Below are 16418 nucleotides of genomic sequence, written 5' to 3'. Positions count from 1 at the left end.
AACAACGTAAAATAGAACGTAAGCAATTTGTTTTTATCAGTATAGCTTTCAAAAGCAGGTTCTTTTTCAATGGCAACTACGGCATTTTCAAAAAACTTCACCCATATCGCTTGTTTGACGGCTTCAAGTGAACCAAAAAACGAATAAAAATCGCTTTCTTCAATAGCATGTTTCCTGCAAAATACAAAAGCATTTTGGGGTTCCTCGTTATGAACCAAAACGTCATCCATATACAATGAAATAATGTGATGGTCGTCTATCCTATTTTTCTTTGTTTTTGTCTTTGTTTGTTTTGTTGTTGCCATGACCTTGATTTTGAATTGAATGTAAAGTTACATATTGTTTAAGTATTGTTCAAAATAACTAAACAAAAAGTTTTGTTAAATGTTGTTCAAAAAAATTGAAAATAAAAAAAGCGCTCATTTTTGATGAGCGCTTTTTACTAGACTAAAATAACAGTCTTATTATTTTCCGGCTTCTTTTTTAGCGTCCTGAACCATTTTATCATTGGCCGTGATGGCAAATTCTACACGACGGTTTTGACTTCTTCCTTCCGGTGTATCGTTGGTTGCAATTGGATCAGCAATTCCCAAACCAGTTGTGGTGAATCGGGCTGAAGATAATCCTTTACCAGCTAAGTAAGCTTTTACCGAAGCAGCTCTCTGATTAGACAGATTTAAATTATATTCCGCTGAACCAGTACTATCTGTGTACCCATAAATCTGAATATTAGTATCAGGATATTGATTGAAAACTGGGATTAATTTATCTAAATTAGCTTTAGCAGCAGCAGTTAATGTTGATTTGTTAGTATCAAAACGCACTGCATTTTCGCCTAAAACCAAACGAATTCCTTCTCCTACTCTTTCTACTTGTGCACCTGGCAAAGCAGTTTCGATTTCACGGGCTTGTTTGTCCATTTTGTTTCCGATAACGCCTCCGGCTACTCCACCGATGACACCACCAAGAACAGCTCCTAAAGCACCATTCCCGCCTTTACCGATGTTGTTCCCAAGAACACCACCAAGTACGGCACCACCCACGGCACCAATGGCTGCTCCACGTTGGGTGTTACTTGTATTTTTTACGGCTTCACAACTAGTAAACACGCTGGATAAAACCAATAAACTTCCTAATACTATTGTACTAATCTTTTTCATATTGCTTAATTTAATTTTTCAAATTGATAAACCACATCGGTTGGAGTACTTCCTACATTAATTTTGTCGATAAGTTGGAAAGATGTACCCGTTTGATTGGCTACTCTTAAAACATAACCCGACTTAACCGTTTTGGCTTTGGCTTCATCAAGAATTTTTAAAACAAATTGACCTTCCTTGTTTATGAACCAAGTAATTGGTGTGGTGTAATCCGTACATTGTTTGCTGGCGATGGTCATTTGACCTTTGTTACTCATGGAAACAAATTTCCAGATACTTCCAACAAAACATTTGGAATCGGCTAAATCAAACGAAGTCACTTTAATGACATCGGAACCCGGATAAGTCACTGAGGAAATCTTCCACGTACCTTTAATGGCTACTTCTGCTTTATTATCCAGTTTGGTGCTGGTAGCCGAATTTTTTGATTTACAGGAAAAAATCAAAAGTGATAAGAAACTGACTAAAATAATTTTTTTCATGCTTGTTACAATTATGTTTTTATATAGGCAAATATACGCCCATTTTTAAAATGACATTTACATTATCTCAGATAATTATTATAGAATTATTACTACGCCAATTTGTCATAAATACTACAATTGGTATTAGTTTTGAGTAGTAGAATACCAAATCGTTTAATCTAAAAAATAGCAATATGACAACAGGAAAAATTAATGTATCAGTAGAAAACATCTTTCCGCTAATCAAGAAGTTTTTATACAGCGACCACGAAATTTTCTTGCGTGAATTAGTGTCCAATGCTACGGATGCTACCCTAAAATTAAAACACTTAACCAGCATTGGCGAAGCCAAAGTAGAATATGGCAACCCCATCATTGAAGTAAAAATCGACAAAGAAGGCAAAAAATTACACCTCATCGATCAAGGATTGGGAATGACTGCCGAAGAAGTAGAAAAGTACATCAACCAAGTAGCCTTCTCGGGTGCCGAAGAGTTTTTGGAAAAATATAAAGATTCGGCTAAAGATTCCGGTATTATCGGGCACTTCGGTCTTGGGTTTTATTCTGCTTTTATGGTGGCTGAAAAAGTGGAAATCATCACCAAATCCTTCAAAGACGAGCCGGCTGCGCATTGGACGTGCGACGGAAGCCCTGAATTCACTTTGGAACCGCATGACAAAACCGACAGAGGTACCGAAATCATACTACACATTGCGGAAGATTCTTTAGAGTTTTTAGAAGAGTATAAAATCCGTGAGCTGTTGACCAAGTACAACAAGTTCATGCCGGTGCCAATTAAATTCGGAACCCGCAAAGAGAAAATAGAACAGAAAAAAGGAGAAGCTGTTGCCGAAGAAGACAAAGACAACATCTTCACTGAGGTGGAAGTAGACAATATCATCAACAATCCAAACCCGGCGTGGACCAAGCAACCGGTAGATTTGACCGATGAAGATTATAAAAACTTCTACCGAGAATTATATCCAATGCAGTTTGAAGAACCGTTATTCAACATTCATTTGAATGTGGATTATCCGTTCAACTTAACCGGAATTCTGTATTTCCCAAAAATGTCAGCCGATTTGCAATTGCAAAAGGACAAAATTCAATTGTACCAAAACCAGGTGTATGTGACCGATAATGTAGAAGGAATTGTACCTGAGTTTTTGGGCATGTTAAAAGGTGTGATTGATTCGCCGGATATTCCGTTGAATGTGTCGCGTTCCGGATTGCAGGCGGATAGTAATGTGAAGAAAATCTCGAATTATATTACCCGTAAAGTAGCCGATAAGCTTAAAGGTTTATTCAACGAAAACCGCGAAGACTTTGAACAAAAATGGAACGACATCAAAATCGTATTGGAATACGGAATGCTTTCGGAACCAAAATTCTATGAAAAAGCCGGTGATTTTGTATTGTATCCAACGGTTGATGACAAGTATTACACTTTGGCCGAATTGAAAGAAGCTGTTACCGCCAACCAAACCGATAAAAACGGGAAGGTAGTGGTACTGTATGCTTCCAATAAAGACGCACAGCACGGGTATATTGAAATTGCCAAAGACAAAGGCTATGAAGTAATTTTGTTAGACTCTCCAATCGTTTCGCATTTGATTCAGAAATTGGAATCTGACAATGAAAACTTGACTTTTGTTCGCGTCGATTCAGACCACATTGATAAATTAATTCAAAAAGAAGACACTCAGATTTCGAAACTTTCGGAAGAAGAATCCACTCAACTGAAAACGGTTTTAGAAGAAATTGTACCCAAAGCCAACTACTCCGTACAATTGGAACCGATGGACAGCAGCGCAGCTCCTTTCATCATTACCCAACCGGAATTCATGCGAAGAATGAAAGAAATGAGTCAGTCTGGCGGCGGCGGTATGTTCGGCATGGGGCATTTCCCGGAAATGTATAATTTGGTAGTGAATACCAATTCTGATTTGGCCACAACCATTTTAAACACTTCCGACAAATCGGCTCAGGAAAGTTTAGTAAAACAAGCACTGGATTTAGCCAAAATATCGCAAGGACTTTTGAAAGGCGAAGAACTGACGGCTTTTGTAAAACGCAGTTTTGAGTTAATCAAATAAAAAAAGAAAATCCTCTTTACTATAAAACCTGTGAGTATCAACTTGCAGGTTTTTTTTATATTTTAGCTAAAACTAAAATCAATACTATCTATGAAATCAAAGATTCACGAACACCAAAAAAACAATAGTACACTAGTGAGTAAAAAACTATTGCTACTCTTTATACTCGTTCCATTTTCGGTATTTGCCAAATTTTTTGAAGGAACCGTAAATTTTAATGATGGCACTTCCAAAACAGGTTTGATAGAACTTCCGGCAGAATCCGGAGAACAAACGCTAAAATTCAAAACCGATTTAAAAGCCAAAGCGGAAAGCTTTGATATTAGCAACGTCAAAGGGTTTGACATCACCAACGGCAAAAATGAAACACCCACTAAATTCGTTTCGATTTATCTGGCCAAAGGACCATTATTCGGAGCCAAAGAATGCAAAGTTGACAAGAAAAAATCCTGGGTTCGAATTGAAAAAGAAGGCGGTATAACCATGTATTCCAGTTATATTGGCTATCGTCCAGGCATGCGAATGGGGGCTGCTACCGATTCGGGCTGGCCGGCCCAAACCTATTTTTACCTGAAAAGCCCTGATAAGGATTATGCTGTCTTTTTCTGGATGTATATGGAAAGTTCGGGCGGAATGATTGCCGTAAATAATTTTAAAGTGATCAAAAAACTAGTGGCCGCTCATTTTGAAACCAAGTGTCCGGAACTGGAAAATTTTATTGACAAAGACGACATCAAAACCAATGGCATAACGCGAATCGTTGACCTTTACGACGAACATTGCGGCCATTAAAAACAAACGAGAAACCTGCACTTTTCAGTGCAGGTTTTTTTGTTTAAATTTCAACAAGCAAGGAAATAATCCCTAACTTGCTCTTTGTAAGAAAGCTAAACCATTTCCAGATGAAAGAAAAAATAACCACTGTAAATCCCAATCTCTTTTTGAAATTCATATACAGTCTGGCAGCACTCATAGGTTTACCTTTCCTGATTGTACTTTCATCTTTAGCTTTCATCGATGTCAACAAGGCTGATAATACTAAAGAAATAGCGACATTAATTTCAATTATGACCGTTACCTATATCACAGTGCCTATATTGGTGGTGTTAGTTACTGTGTTATGGCAGTTGGTTGCCCGCAAAAAAAGGGAAACTGAGAAGCTCATTTTTAACCAAAAAATAAAATACTATTGCATTGCTTCCTGCCGCTATCTGTTAGCCACCATTCTTTTATATTATGGATTAAGCAAATTAATGGGAGAAGGCCAATTGCACACCAGCTTTTTGTTATATGGCAACGAATTGGGCTCACTTGATCCTTCGCAACTGACCTGGGCTTTCTTTAGTTATTCCAAATGCTATAATGCGTGTATAGCCTTTGCCGAAATTTTTGGCGCCTTACTCCTGCTCTTTCGTCGGACTACGCTTTTGGGAGCGCTGTTTCTGCTACCAGTTTTAATCAACATTACTTTAATTGATTACAACTATAATATCAATGCCAAGGACATTATCACAGCGCTTTTGCTAATGGATATCTTCCTGGTGACACGTGCTCTGAAAACACTGATTCCTTTTTTTATTTACCAAAAAACCGTCAACCCACAAGACCTGGTAAAGGAGTACAGCCATACCAGCACTTCAAATAAAACCCTAAAAACAATGGCTCTGCTTACTGTCGTATTAATCGCTTTCATTACCAACTATCATCAGATAAAACCACCCCAAACCAATCCCCTGACGGGAGCCTGGAAAGCCACTAAGGTGATTAATTACAGTGATACCATTCCGGAGAAAAACGAAAAACTATCCCTGAAATTATTTGTAGACGGAACCACCGCCACACTAAAAAAGACATACCAGTTTGAAGATTTTAAACTAAGCACCAACAAACAAGGAACACTGATGATGCAACCCTATGATACCCTCCATAAAAACCAACTCATCGGAAACTATCAAATTTTCCATAAAGACAGTTTAATCATAAAAGGCAAAGAAGGAAAAGACAGCATCTATTGGGTATTTAAAAAAACCGACCGCTAAAACAATCCCTAAATCCTTAATACCTAACTCTCATGACCCTCCACATCGAAACTCCGGCCCTCTTATTCTCAGCAACATCGTTAATATTATTAGCCTATACCAATCGGTTTTTGACCATTGCGCAAATCATCCGCAGTTTGAAAAAACATTATGACGAAATGCACACCAAAAGCACTTTACTGCAAATCAAGAACCTCAACCTGAGGCTTTCGCTGATTCGATACATGCAGCTCTTTGGCGTGTTGTGCCTGTTTCTTTCCGTGTTTGCCATGTTGTGCCTGTTTCTGGAGCAGGAACTGATAGCCATTTATCTTTTTGCAGCAAGTTTATTGTGTTTGCTAACCTCTCTAGGCATTTCCTTTTGGGAAATTAGTATATCAGTAACCGCTTTGCGACTTCATTTAAGCGATTTATTGGAAGAAGAGAAAGCCTAGAAATAATACTTACCTTTGAGTTGCTAAACAAACTTCAATCATGGAAATCAAAAAAGACTTAAAACTTGCCGTATTAATTGATGCTGACAATGTGCCTTATGCCAATGTCAAAGAAATGTTTGAGGAAATTGCCAAATACGGAACCCCAACCTTCAAACGAATCTATGCCGATTGGACCAAACCAACGGTTTCCGGCTGGAAAAATGTACTCTTGGAAAATGCCATCACCCCCATTCAGCAATACAGTTATTCTACCGGGAAAAACGCCAGCGACAGTGCCCTGATTATAGATGCGATGGACATTCTTTACACGGGTAAAGTTGACGGCTTTTGCATCGTTTCCAGTGATTCCGATTTTACCCGATTGGCCACACGATTACGCGAAGCCGGCATGAAAGTTATTGGTATAGGCGAAAAGAAAACCTTAACACCGTTCATCACGGCCTGTGATAAATTCATCTATATTGAAATTCTGAAAAAACACGATGCAGAACCTATCGCTGATTCTAAAAACAAGAAACCAACTAAAAACACCAAAGCACCCACCAGCATTCCAATTAGCAAGATTGATCCGAAAATCATCAAACTTTTTGCTGATAGTATTGATGATATAGAAGACGAAAACGGTTGGGCTTTCTTAGGGGAACTCGGGAATTTAATGCTCAAAAAGAAACCCGATTTTGATCCAAGAAATTATGGCTTTACCAAATTATTAGCCCTCATCAAAAGCATGAACCGCTTTGAAATTGACGAGCGCGACAGTGGTAAAAACAACATCAAGCACATTTATGTGAGAAGAAAATAAAGCACATTTACCAACAAAAAACTCCCAAGCTTTCACTTGGGAGTTTTTATTTATTTAAGATAACAATATTAGTTATAAGTGTACTGTGTTGTAATTATGGATGTGGCATCAGTTCCCATAATTTCCGAGTCAGTGGTTGGAAAATTCAAACTGTTGTAGGTATAGGTTGTAGTTACATCTACATTTAAAGATGACGAAAGCGAAGACGTGTAATGATCCGTCAAAACATTATGCCCAACATCACCTGATTCTCCTCCAATAAAACTAATCTTATTCATACCGGTCACATTTTTAAACGGACTATTTTTAGTATCATAGGTATACGTACGCGACGAATTATAGGATGATTCATCAGTTACAGCAAGAATAACCTGGGAAACCAAACCACCGGTAAAATAGATAGTTCCTGTACTCAAAAGAGTAGTTTGTGTAGTTGTATCACCTGAGTATGTTGTAATAGAAACCGTTCCGTCACTGTTATAAACATAAGTCTCTCTATTACCATCGCCACTATCAAAATCTTTTACAACATACGTTACCAATTGATTGTTACTGTTGTAGGTAAAAGTTTGTTGCTGCATCATGGCACCATTGCTATCATCAATGGTTTCCATTTTTGTAATCAAATCTCCTGTATAAGTATAGTCGTCATGATAACCATCTGAATCGGTTGATTTAACCAATTTTTTTCCATTATAAGTATAATTTGTGGTCACAGTAGAACCATCAAGTGCATAGTGTTCAACTGTTTTTTGAACCAAAACATCGCTTTCGGTCATTGTTGAAGAAGAAGAACTGTCACTCGAAGAACAAGACGTTAGCAGTAAGGCCGAAAATCCAAGCAAGCAAAATAGTTTTTTCATGGGTTTGTTTTTAGGTTTAAGATTACAATGATAGGAAATAAAACGATAATCCGCATCATATAATCTGGTTCACCTATTCTTTATTTCATTTCATCACGACGGAGCAATTAAATCCCCATGGTGATTTACATAAAAGGCCATGGTCTTTTGATTGAATCCCCATGGTCTTTTTTTGGAAAGTTTCGGACTATTTTGTACTTTCATCCTGACTATTACTAAAGAACCACCTTAAAGCTTTTTATTATGTCCGTATCCATAGTAGCCTCCGCCAAAACCAATCCGCGTAATCCTGCTGCCCCTATAATCTATTATCCTACAGCCGTCAAAAACGGTGAAGTGGATTTGGATGAATTGGCAGAAGAGATTTCGGCCAGCACCTCGCTTACTCCGGCTGATTGCTATGGGGTCATTCTGGCTTTAGTACACAGTGTTTCCGGGCAACTCGAAAAGGGCAACATTGTTCGCTTGGGACATTTAGGTTCGCTTCAGGTGAGTGTCCGCGGTGAAGGGGCACCCACTCCGGAAGGAGTTACCCCTGCCTTGGTTAAAAAGGCCGCTTTGACCTTCCGCCCCGGTAAAAAACTAAAGCAGATGCTGCAAGAATTAAAGTATGTGAAAAAGCGTTAAAAAAAGCCGCAACAGAGTTGCGGCTTTCGATATTACTTGCTCAAATACATCTTACGTCTCGAATACAATTCGTAGAACTGGTCGTCTTTCAAATCATCAATAAACAAGATGCTTTCCCCGGTTGATTTCATCTCAGGCCCTAATGCTTTATTTACATTCGGGAATTTATTAAAAGAGAAAACCGGTTGTTTAATCGCGTATCCTTTCAGTTGTGGATTGAAGTTAAAGTCGGTTACTTTATTTTCACCTAACATCACTTTGGTAGCATAATTTACATACGGTTCGCCATAGGCTTTCGCAATAAAAGGTACCGTTCTCGACGCTCTCGGATTGGCTTCAATAATGTAAACGATATCGTCTTTGATGGCAAATTGGATGTTGATTAAACCAACGGTTCTCAGAGCCAATGCAATTTTCTTCGTATGGTCTTTGATTTGCTGCATGACAAACTCGCCCAAATTAAACGGTGGCAATGTTGCATTAGAATCCCCAGAATGCACGCCGCATGGTTCAATGTGTTCCATGATTCCGATGATGTACACGTTTTCTCCATCGCAAATGGCATCCGCTTCGGCTTCTATCGCTCCGTCTAAATAATTATCCAAAAGCAATTTATTCCCCGGAATGTTTTTCAGCAAGTCGATAACGTGTTCTTCCAATTCCTGTTTGTTGATGACAATCTTCATGCCTTGTCCACCCAACACATACGATGGACGCACCAGCAACGGAAAATCTAACACATCCGCCAAGGCTGAAGCCTGGTCGGCATTTTCGGCTACGCCAAATTTTGGAAATGGTATTTTTAATTCTTCCAATAACTCTGAGAATCGGCCTCTGTCTTCGGCTAAATCCAAAGCATCAAAGGAAGTTCCTAATATTTTGATTCCGTAACGGTCTAATTTCTCGGCAAGTTTTAAAGCAGTTTGTCCGCCTAGCTGTACAATCACCCCTTCCGGTTTTTCATGGCGAATGATGTCATAAATGTGTTCCCAAAATACCGGTTCAAAGTACAACTTGTCAGCCGTATCAAAATCGGTGGAAACCGTTTCCGGATTACAGTTGATCATGATGGTTTCGTAACCGCATTCTTTAGCAGCTAAAACCCCGTGCACGCAGGAATAATCAAACTCAATTCCCTGCCCAATACGATTGGGTCCCGAACCTAACACAACTACTTTCTTTTTATTGGTTACGATACTTTCGTTGTGAACGTATTTTTCTCCGGTAGCCGTTTGAATTTCTGCTTCGAATGTAGAATAATAGTATGGGGTTTGTGCTTTAAACTCGGCCGCACACGTATCCACTAATTTGTACACGCGTTTGATGTTCATTTCATCGCGAAGCTTGTACACCTGACTTTCCAAACATCCCATCATGTGTGCAATCTGGCGGTCACCATAACCTTTTTGTTTGGCTTCGAGTAATAATTCTTTTGGTAACGTATCGACTTTATATAGTGAAATTTCTCTTTCTAAGAAATAGAGTTCTTCGTATTGTTTCAAAAACCACATGTCAATTTTAGTGATTTCGTGGATACGGCTCAATGGAATTCCCATCGCAATCGCATCATAAATAACGAAAACTCTATCCCAACTGGCAAAAGTTAGTTTCTCAATAATTTGTTCGTAGTTTTTATAGCCTTTCCCGTCTGCTCCGATTCCGTTTCTTTTGATTTCTAGGGATTGTGTTGCTTTGTGCAGTGCTTCCTGGAACGAACGCCCAATTCCCATGACTTCTCCGACCGATTTCATTTGCAATCCTAACGTACGGTCTGAGCCTTCGAATTTGTCGAAGTTCCAACGCGGGATTTTTACAATCACATAATCCAAAGTTGGTTCGAATAAAGCCGAAGTGGATTTGGTGATTTGGTTTTGCAGTTCATCTAAATGATAGCCCAATGCCAGCTTGGTGGCAATTTTAGCAATCGGATAACCGGTGGCTTTGGATGCTAAAGCTGAAGAACGCGACACACGCGGATTGATTTCGATGGCGACGATGTCTTCTTTCTCATCAGGAGACACCGCAAATTGTACGTTACAGCCTCCGGCAAAATTCCCTATGGAACGCATCATCAAAATGGCATAATCTCTCATTCTTTGAAAAGTGGTGTCGGATAATGTCATCGCTGGCGCTACAGTGATGGAATCTCCGGTGTGAATACCCATAGGATCCATATTTTCGATGGAACAGATGATCACGACGTTGTCGTTTTTATCTCGAAGTAATTCCAATTCGTATTCTTTCCAGCCTAGCAAAGCCTTGTCGATTAAGACTTCGTGTATGGGTGATGCTTCTAAACCACGGGTTAGCAAATCGTCAAAGTCTTCTTTTTTGTGCACGAAAGCGGCTCCGGTTCCACCCAAGGTGAATGATGGCCGAATTACTAATGGGAAACCGAATTCCTGGGCAATTTCTTTTCCTTTTAGGAAAGAAGTGGCGGTTTTGGCCGGTGCAGTGGGCACATTTATTCTTTCGAGTAATTGTTTGAATTGCTCTCGGTCTTCCGTGATGTTAATGGCATTGATATCGACACCGATTAAGCGGACATTGAAATCTTTCCAGATTCCTTTTTCATCGGCTTCTAAGCAAAGATTTAACGCGGTTTGTCCTCCCATGGTAGGCAATACGGCATCAATCTGCGGATGATTTTTTAGGATTTGGATGATGGATTTGGTGGTTAACGGCAATAAATATACATGGTCCGCCATGGAAGGATCGGTCATGATGGTGGCCGGATTGGAATTGATTAGAATGACTTCTATTCCTTCTTCTCTTAGAGAGCGCGCGGATTGGGAACCGGCATAATCAAATTCGCAGGCTTGTCCGATAACGATAGGTCCGGAACCAATAATTAAAACCGATTTGATGGAAGTGTCTTTTGGCATTGTGTAGTTAGTGTTGTAAGTTGTGTGTTATGAGTTGTATGTTGTTGTTTCCGATAAACCCTAGCCCCGATGGTAGTGGAAATCCTTTTTACTTTTCTTTTTAAAAATAAAAAGATTGCAGCGAACAGCGGGAAATAGCTCCTAAATGTTATTAATATTTATGAACATGGTATAAAAAAAGCCGTTACTGGTAAATAGTAACGGCTTGATATTGATTAATTGTAATCATTATTTTTTGTGTCTTGGTTCAGAAGATACAGTCAATTTATGTCTTCCTTTTGCTCTACGACGCGCAAGGACTTTTCTTCCATTTGCAGAAGCCATTCTGTCCATAAATCCGTGTTTATTTCTTCTTTTTCTTTTCGATGGTTGAAACGTTCTTTTGCTCATTGCTTTGTATCTTTAAAATCGTGTATTAATTTCTTTGGTAAAACGGCTCTTTTTAAACCGAGTGCAAATATACAAACCTTTTTTTTTCTGGCAAGTAGTTTTATAAAAATATTTTCAATTCCTTTTATTACCTTTGCGACCACAAAAATACAAAATTATGTTTCACAGGTTTATTAAATTAATTATAGCTGCCTTACTGGTAGCAACCGCCATTTGGCAATTTACGGAAGGCAATATCGGGAATGGGATTTTCTTGATTTTACTGACTGCTATTCCCATTTTTCTTTACTACAAAAATGAATTTATCCTATTGGCGTTTTTAAAATTGCGGAAACAGGATTTTGCCGGAGCAAAAGTTTGGTTGGATAAAATCAAAAATCCGGAAACGGCGTTGGTTAGAAAGCAACAAGGGTATTTTAACTATTTACACGGTTTGATGTTATCGCAAACCAACCTGCACCAATCCGAGAAGTTTTTCAAAAAAGCGATTGAATTGGGCTTGAGCATGGATATGGATTTGGCAGTGGCCAAGTTAAACTTAGCCGGAATCGCCATGTCAAGAAGACGCAAAATGGAAGCTACCGCTTTGTTAAACGAAGCCAAGAAACTAGACAAACAAAATATGCTGAAAGATCAGATTACGATGATGAAAGAACAGATGAAGAAAATCTAGTGACCTGTCTGCAGTAGCAGTTGGCAGTAATAAATTAAATTAAAAAACGTCCCGAGAATTTCGGGACGTTTTTTATTTATAAGTCGACTGTGACTGTTAACTGAAGCCTTTTTTAATAGCCTTCTAAAGGAATCTTGATTTCGTATTTTTTCTTGCTTGGATTCAACAATTTTTTATCTCTTAACCAAGGATTGTGGATTTTCAACACTTTATAGTTGATGCCTTGCGATTGTGCAAAACTGGTCAAATCGTTGATGGTGCTATCCACTTCCACGCTTTTGGTTGGAATTGGCGGATATAAATCGGTGGCGTAAATACTGAATCCGTATAAGGCCGGGTTTTGCATGATTTGTTTCAAAGCGAGAATTCGGAAAACATAACGAGAAGTCTCTTCAGTCAAACCTAAATCGTAATAATCGGTGACTTTTTGCTCTTCCAGTTTTTTGCTCAAACCGTTCATCCCTCCGTTATAAGAAGCGGCGGCCAACGTCCAGGAACCGAATTTATCTTTGGCAGCCAAAAAATATTTACAGGCCGCTTCGGTAGATTTCTCTAAATGATAGCGTTCATCAACCACATCGTTCACCTCCATGCCTCTTTCTTTGGCGGTATCGGGCATAAACTGCCAAACGCCTTTGGCTCCCGAAGGAGAAACAGCATTAATCAACCCACTTTCTATAACGGCCAGATATTTAAAATCGTCAGGCACACCATATTGTTTTAAAATCGGCTCAATAATGGGGAAAGCACGATTGGCTCTTTTGATAATCAAAGCAGTAGTCGCATCCAAATTGGCATTGATAAGCAACTCTCTGTCTAATCGTTCGCGAACATCGGTAATTTTTAAGGGAGTGGTTTCTCCTGCAAAGTCAACTGCCGTTGGAAAGTACATCGAAGTGCCTTCGTGCATAACTTTGTCTTTATTGTCGCCGGCAATTCCGAAAACCAGTAATCCCGAAATTAAAACAACGGCAAGTGTCGATAATAGGGCTTTATTCGTTTTCATAATCCTTTATTTTATCTTGTAAAACTACAAAAATCGAGCCGCAATTACTCGTTTTCTAACATAATTTTAGGTAAATTATCGTTCAGCCAGCGGTATTTTGTCAGAATCATGATGTGTGTTCCGCCTTTGACAACCGTACAATTTTTAATATATTTTATTGGAAAAACATCATCGGCATCGCCATGTATGTGGATAATTTCAGCATCAACGTCTGTTCGTTCCCAGTTGATAATTTGCTCGATAGACCAATCTAAATAGCCCTTATCGCGCACCGACAGAAATTTTTCATACAATTTCAATCGTTGCTTTAAAACAGAAGAACCGAAAGCAAACATAGCCAAGTGATCAATATTTTCGACTAATTGGGTTGGAATGAGTTTATAAGCCTTGGTAGTTTTGGCAATTTTCATTTTTCTTGGCAGTTCCACATTCGATTTTACACTGGAAATAATGATAACTTTTCTTGAATTTAAAAAGGATTTCATTTCCTGAACCAATATTCCGCCAAAGGAAACCCCTACCAAAATGGCATTGTCGTGTTTGACGTTCTCTGCCATCCGTTTGGCATACCTTTTTAAAGTCTCATTCTTTTCGGGTAAAACCCATTCGAGTAAATGCGTTTCAAAGGTATCCTCAGGCAACTTAATCCGCTCAAAAATAGTGGAACTAGCCGCCATTCCGGGCATAAAATAAACATGAATTTTAGACATTATTTAACTGGAAGCTCGTTATTTATTAGTAAATTTGCATAAAAATAATCCTTTTATTTTACTTGATTATGAACACAACTGTTTTTTCGGAAAAAATGGAAATTAAGGACAATACCTTCGCCAGGCAATTTGAGACATTGGTAGATGGCAAACTGATTTCTGTAGAATATTCATTTCAAGAAAAGAAAATATTCCTAACAAGAATAAACACTTTCGATGGCTTTGAAAATGAAGAATTCATCACTGATTTATTGAAAAACATCATGGAAATTGCGTACGAAAGGAAGCTAAAAGTAGTACCGATTTTACCGAAAATTGCGCTTTTCTTCAGAAAAAACACTGCCTACAGAGATTTACTTCCTCCGGGAATTAAAATCTAAGCAGTCCTACTGCATAAAAAATCGCCCCGAGTAATCAGGGCGATTTTTTTATTATTTTTTCTATATTTATAAAATGAACACAGACGCCTTTCGCCAAGAGATTATTGCTTTTTTTGAACACATCGATAAATATTACGGCTCCAAAACCGAGATTACCGAAGGTTTGTGCACTGATATGGAAGCCCTGGATGCCAATCTCACTACTTGGAATTTATCCGAATTTGAACTGATTCGTTCGGCCTATCGAAAAAACGGAGAAAAATTTATGATGGAAGGCGCCAATATGTATTATGAAATTTCAGCAGACAGAATTGCCAATTTCAAACAATTGGGTCGAAATCAATTTGAATTTATTGAGCAATACAGCGCCACTGTTTTTCGAATCACCAAAATCCGGTTTCACTACAACTATTAAGCTTCTACATTCAGAAACTCCATACGAACAGAACCATCTTCATCAATTTTAGTCAAATTGATTTCGTGTAAAGTATTGACCAATTCCGGATTCCAAGGGGTTTTAACTTTTACGTAATTTTCGGTAAACCCATGGATGTAACCTTCTTTATTTTCGCTTTCAAACAAAACCGTTCTATTGGTTCCGATTTGGTTTTCATAAAACGCACGACGCTTTTTTACTGATAATCCACGGAGCATTTTGCTTCTTTTGTTTCGCACATTCATTGGCACCACATCAGTCATTGCGGCAGCTTCAGTGTTATCTCTTTCGGAATAGGTGAAAACGTGTAAATAGGAAATATCCATCTCGTTTAAGAAATTATAGGTTTCCAGGAAATGTTCCTCAGTTTCGCCCGGAAAACCAACAATCACATCGACACCAATACAGGCATGCGGCATCACTTCGCGAATGGTCGCCACTCTATCCGTATACACTTCGCGCAAATAGCGGCGTTTCATTTTCTTTAAAACCTCGTTGCTTCCACTTTGCAACGGAATATGGAAATGCGGCACAAACGTTCTGCTTTGTGACACAAATTCTATGGTTTCGTTTTTCAAAAGATTCGGTTCGATGGAAGAAATACGCAATCTTTCGATTCCTTCTACTTCGTCTAAGGCTTTCACTAAATCTAAGAAAGTATGCTCATGTTTCTTGTTTCCGAATTCACCTTTCCCATAATCGCCTATGTTGACACCGGTCAGTACAATTTCTTTAATTCCTTGTTTGGAAATATCGGAGGCATTTTTCAGTACATTTTCCAAAGCATCACTTCTCGAAATGCCACGTGCCAATGGAATCGTACAGTAAGTACATTTATAATCACAACCGTCCTGCACCTTCAGGAAGGCACGGGTTCTGTCGCCAATAGAATAACTGCCCACGTAGAAATCGGCTTCTTCAATTTCGCAGGAATGCACTTCGCCCATATCGTTTTTGGACAAATCATTGATGTAATCGGTGATTTTGAATTTTTCTGTCGCTCCTAAAACCAAATCCACTCCGTCAACGGCCGCTAATTCTTCCGGTTTTAATTGGGCATAACAACCCACGGCTGCAACGAACGCTTTGTCGTTGAGCTTCATGGCTTTTTTTACTATTTGTTTGAATTGTTTGTCGGCATTCTCGGTAACCGAACACGTATTGATTACATAGATATCTGCGATTTCTTCAAAATCGACTCTGTCAAATCCTTCGTCCTGGAAGTTTCGGCTGATGGTAGATGTTTCTGAAAAGTTCAGTTTACAACCCAGCGTGTAGAACGCTACTTTTTTTCTGTTTTCCATAAATAAGCTCAAGTAATGAAATCGTTGTCAAAAATTGAGTGCGCAAATTTACACAATATTTCCATTAAAAAAACCACAACTGTTTTCGCAATTGTGGCTTTTAAAATATTGTATTTCAAAATAATTATTCTTTTCTTTACTTTTTG

17 protein-coding genes and 1 pseudogene are annotated in these 16418 nt (G+C 38.7%); 9 read left to right on the top strand and 9 right to left on the bottom strand.

Translation table 11 applies throughout. The features are described from left to right. The 3 genes and pseudogenes from V7D82_RS05565 to V7D82_RS05555 form a co-directional block, all read right to left on the bottom strand. Nucleotides 1-305 (bottom strand): annotated as a pseudogene (locus V7D82_RS05565) (TetR/AcrR family transcriptional regulator); the annotation flags it as partial. A gap of 159 nt (nt 306-464) precedes the next feature. Next, nucleotides 465-1160 (bottom strand): OmpA family protein, encoded by a 696-nt coding sequence (locus V7D82_RS05560; protein ID WP_333599982.1) that lies wholly within the window; start codon nt 1158-1160, stop codon nt 465-467. A gap of 5 nt (nt 1161-1165) precedes the next feature. Beyond that, nucleotides 1166-1642 (bottom strand): lipocalin family protein, encoded by a 477-nt coding sequence (locus V7D82_RS05555; RefSeq protein ID WP_333599981.1) that lies wholly within the window; start codon nt 1640-1642, stop codon nt 1166-1168. Between the two features lie 176 nt (nt 1643-1818). Here V7D82_RS05555 and htpG point away from each other — a divergent pair, with 176 nt between their 5' ends. The 5 genes from htpG to V7D82_RS05530 all read left to right on the top strand — a co-directional run bounded on the left by htpG (nt 1819) and on the right by V7D82_RS05530 (nt 6998). Next, nucleotides 1819-3720 (top strand): molecular chaperone HtpG, encoded by a 1902-nt coding sequence (htpG, locus tag V7D82_RS05550; RefSeq protein ID WP_333599980.1) that lies wholly within the window; start codon nt 1819-1821, stop codon nt 3718-3720. A 90-nt stretch (nt 3721-3810) separates the two neighbouring features. Further along, nucleotides 3811-4512 carry a hypothetical protein gene (locus tag V7D82_RS05545; protein WP_333599979.1) on the top strand — a complete coding sequence of 234 codons (702 nt, stop codon included), beginning with the start codon at nt 3811-3813 and terminating at the stop codon, nt 4510-4512. Nucleotides 4513-4622: 110 nt separating this feature from the next. Continuing rightward, the gene (locus tag V7D82_RS05540; RefSeq protein ID WP_333599978.1) at nt 4623-5759 is read left to right on the top strand and encodes a hypothetical protein; all 1137 of its coding nucleotides are present in this window, start codon (nt 4623-4625) and stop codon (nt 5757-5759) included. 32 nt (nt 5760-5791) lie between these two features. Then, nucleotides 5792-6193, top strand: a complete 402-nt coding sequence (locus tag V7D82_RS05535) for a DUF2721 domain-containing protein (protein ID WP_333599977.1) — start codon at nt 5792-5794, stop codon at nt 6191-6193. 40 nt (nt 6194-6233) lie between these two features. Beyond that, complete coding sequence (locus V7D82_RS05530; RefSeq protein ID WP_333599976.1) at nt 6234-6998, top strand: NYN domain-containing protein; 765 nt, start codon at nt 6234-6236, stop codon at nt 6996-6998. Between the two features lie 68 nt (nt 6999-7066). On the opposite strand, the gene V7D82_RS05525 is transcribed toward V7D82_RS05530, so the two are convergent. Next, nucleotides 7067-7861, bottom strand: a complete 795-nt coding sequence (locus tag V7D82_RS05525; protein WP_333599975.1) for a hypothetical protein — start codon at nt 7859-7861, stop codon at nt 7067-7069. A 243-nt stretch (nt 7862-8104) separates the two neighbouring features. Here V7D82_RS05525 and V7D82_RS05520 point away from each other — a divergent pair, with 243 nt between their 5' ends. After that, nucleotides 8105-8488 carry an HU family DNA-binding protein gene (locus tag V7D82_RS05520; RefSeq protein ID WP_333599974.1) on the top strand — a complete coding sequence of 128 codons (384 nt, stop codon included), beginning with the start codon at nt 8105-8107 and terminating at the stop codon, nt 8486-8488. 32 nt (nt 8489-8520) lie between these two features. Here V7D82_RS05520 and carB read toward each other — a convergent pair whose 3' ends face one another. Beyond that, nucleotides 8521-11373, bottom strand: a complete 2853-nt coding sequence (gene carB / locus V7D82_RS05515) for a carbamoyl-phosphate synthase large subunit (protein WP_333599973.1) — start codon at nt 11371-11373, stop codon at nt 8521-8523. Between the two features lie 228 nt (nt 11374-11601). Next, a complete protein-coding gene (gene rpmH / locus V7D82_RS05510; protein WP_008464848.1) occupies nt 11602-11763 on the bottom strand; it encodes a 50S ribosomal protein L34 in 162 nt (53 codons plus the stop codon). 157 nt (nt 11764-11920) lie between these two features. Here rpmH and V7D82_RS05505 point away from each other — a divergent pair, with 157 nt between their 5' ends. After that, nucleotides 11921-12436, top strand: a complete 516-nt coding sequence (locus tag V7D82_RS05505) for a DUF2892 domain-containing protein (protein ID WP_333599972.1) — start codon at nt 11921-11923, stop codon at nt 12434-12436. A gap of 112 nt (nt 12437-12548) precedes the next feature. On the opposite strand, the gene V7D82_RS05500 is transcribed toward V7D82_RS05505, so the two are convergent. Together V7D82_RS05500 and V7D82_RS05495 are read right to left on the bottom strand one after the other, a co-directional pair. Then, entirely contained in the window at nt 12549-13442 is an 894-nt protein-coding gene (locus V7D82_RS05500) for a lytic transglycosylase domain-containing protein (RefSeq protein ID WP_333599971.1), read from the bottom strand. Between the two features lie 44 nt (nt 13443-13486). Further along, complete coding sequence (locus V7D82_RS05495) at nt 13487-14152, bottom strand: alpha/beta hydrolase (RefSeq protein ID WP_333599970.1); 666 nt, start codon at nt 14150-14152, stop codon at nt 13487-13489. A gap of 95 nt (nt 14153-14247) precedes the next feature. Here V7D82_RS05495 and V7D82_RS05490 point away from each other — a divergent pair, with 95 nt between their 5' ends. Then, nucleotides 14248-14532 carry a GNAT family N-acetyltransferase gene (locus tag V7D82_RS05490; RefSeq protein ID WP_333666232.1) on the top strand — a complete coding sequence of 95 codons (285 nt, stop codon included), beginning with the start codon at nt 14248-14250 and terminating at the stop codon, nt 14530-14532. 73 nt (nt 14533-14605) lie between these two features. Continuing rightward, nucleotides 14606-14947 carry a hypothetical protein gene (locus V7D82_RS05485; RefSeq protein WP_333599968.1) on the top strand — a complete coding sequence of 114 codons (342 nt, stop codon included), beginning with the start codon at nt 14606-14608 and terminating at the stop codon, nt 14945-14947. Here the strand turns inward: V7D82_RS05485 and mtaB are convergent. After that, on the bottom strand, nt 14944-16272 hold the full coding sequence (gene mtaB / locus V7D82_RS05480) for a tRNA (N(6)-L-threonylcarbamoyladenosine(37)-C(2))-methylthiotransferase MtaB (protein WP_333599967.1): 1329 nt from the start codon (nt 16270-16272) through the stop codon (nt 14944-14946). The genes V7D82_RS05485 and mtaB overlap by 4 nt on opposite strands. Between the last annotated feature and the right edge of the window lie 146 nt (nt 16273-16418).

This window comes from Flavobacterium sp. (assembly GCF_036741995.1).
Classification (GTDB): domain Bacteria; phylum Bacteroidota; class Bacteroidia; order Flavobacteriales; family Flavobacteriaceae; genus Flavobacterium.
Note: the sequence above shows the minus strand (reverse complement) of the source record. Positions and strands in the feature narration are given on the sequence as shown.

What these genes read in the sequence shown, in the direction of transcription:
- V7D82_RS05560 (WP_333599982.1), bottom strand. Translation starts at nt 1,160, where the DNA reads ATGAAAAAGATTAGTACAATAGTATTAGGAAGTTTATTGGTTTTATCC.
- V7D82_RS05555 (WP_333599981.1), bottom strand. Translation starts at nt 1,642, where the DNA reads ATGAAAAAAATTATTTTAGTCAGTTTCTTATCACTTTTGATTTTTTCC.
- htpG (WP_333599980.1), top strand. Translation starts at nt 1,819, where the DNA reads ATGACAACAGGAAAAATTAATGTATCAGTAGAAAACATCTTTCCGCTA.
- V7D82_RS05545 (WP_333599979.1), top strand. Translation starts at nt 3,811, where the DNA reads ATGAAATCAAAGATTCACGAACACCAAAAAAACAATAGTACACTAGTG.
- V7D82_RS05540 (WP_333599978.1), top strand. Translation starts at nt 4,623, where the DNA reads ATGAAAGAAAAAATAACCACTGTAAATCCCAATCTCTTTTTGAAATTC.
- V7D82_RS05535 (WP_333599977.1), top strand. Translation starts at nt 5,792, where the DNA reads ATGACCCTCCACATCGAAACTCCGGCCCTCTTATTCTCAGCAACATCG.
- V7D82_RS05530 (WP_333599976.1), top strand. Translation starts at nt 6,234, where the DNA reads ATGGAAATCAAAAAAGACTTAAAACTTGCCGTATTAATTGATGCTGAC.
- V7D82_RS05525 (WP_333599975.1), bottom strand. Translation starts at nt 7,861, where the DNA reads ATGAAAAAACTATTTTGCTTGCTTGGATTTTCGGCCTTACTGCTAACG.
- V7D82_RS05520 (WP_333599974.1), top strand. Translation starts at nt 8,105, where the DNA reads ATGTCCGTATCCATAGTAGCCTCCGCCAAAACCAATCCGCGTAATCCT.
- carB (WP_333599973.1), bottom strand. Translation starts at nt 11,373, where the DNA reads ATGCCAAAAGACACTTCCATCAAATCGGTTTTAATTATTGGTTCCGGA.
- rpmH (WP_008464848.1), bottom strand. Translation starts at nt 11,763, where the DNA reads ATGAGCAAAAGAACGTTTCAACCATCGAAAAGAAAAAGAAGAAATAAA.
- V7D82_RS05505 (WP_333599972.1), top strand. Translation starts at nt 11,921, where the DNA reads ATGTTTCACAGGTTTATTAAATTAATTATAGCTGCCTTACTGGTAGCA.
- V7D82_RS05500 (WP_333599971.1), bottom strand. Translation starts at nt 13,442, where the DNA reads ATGAAAACGAATAAAGCCCTATTATCGACACTTGCCGTTGTTTTAATT.
- V7D82_RS05495 (WP_333599970.1), bottom strand. Translation starts at nt 14,152, where the DNA reads ATGTCTAAAATTCATGTTTATTTTATGCCCGGAATGGCGGCTAGTTCC.
- V7D82_RS05490 (WP_333666232.1), top strand. Translation starts at nt 14,248, where the DNA reads ATGGAAATTAAGGACAATACCTTCGCCAGGCAATTTGAGACATTGGTA.
- V7D82_RS05485 (WP_333599968.1), top strand. Translation starts at nt 14,606, where the DNA reads ATGAACACAGACGCCTTTCGCCAAGAGATTATTGCTTTTTTTGAACAC.
- mtaB (WP_333599967.1), bottom strand. Translation starts at nt 16,272, where the DNA reads ATGGAAAACAGAAAAAAAGTAGCGTTCTACACGCTGGGTTGTAAACTG.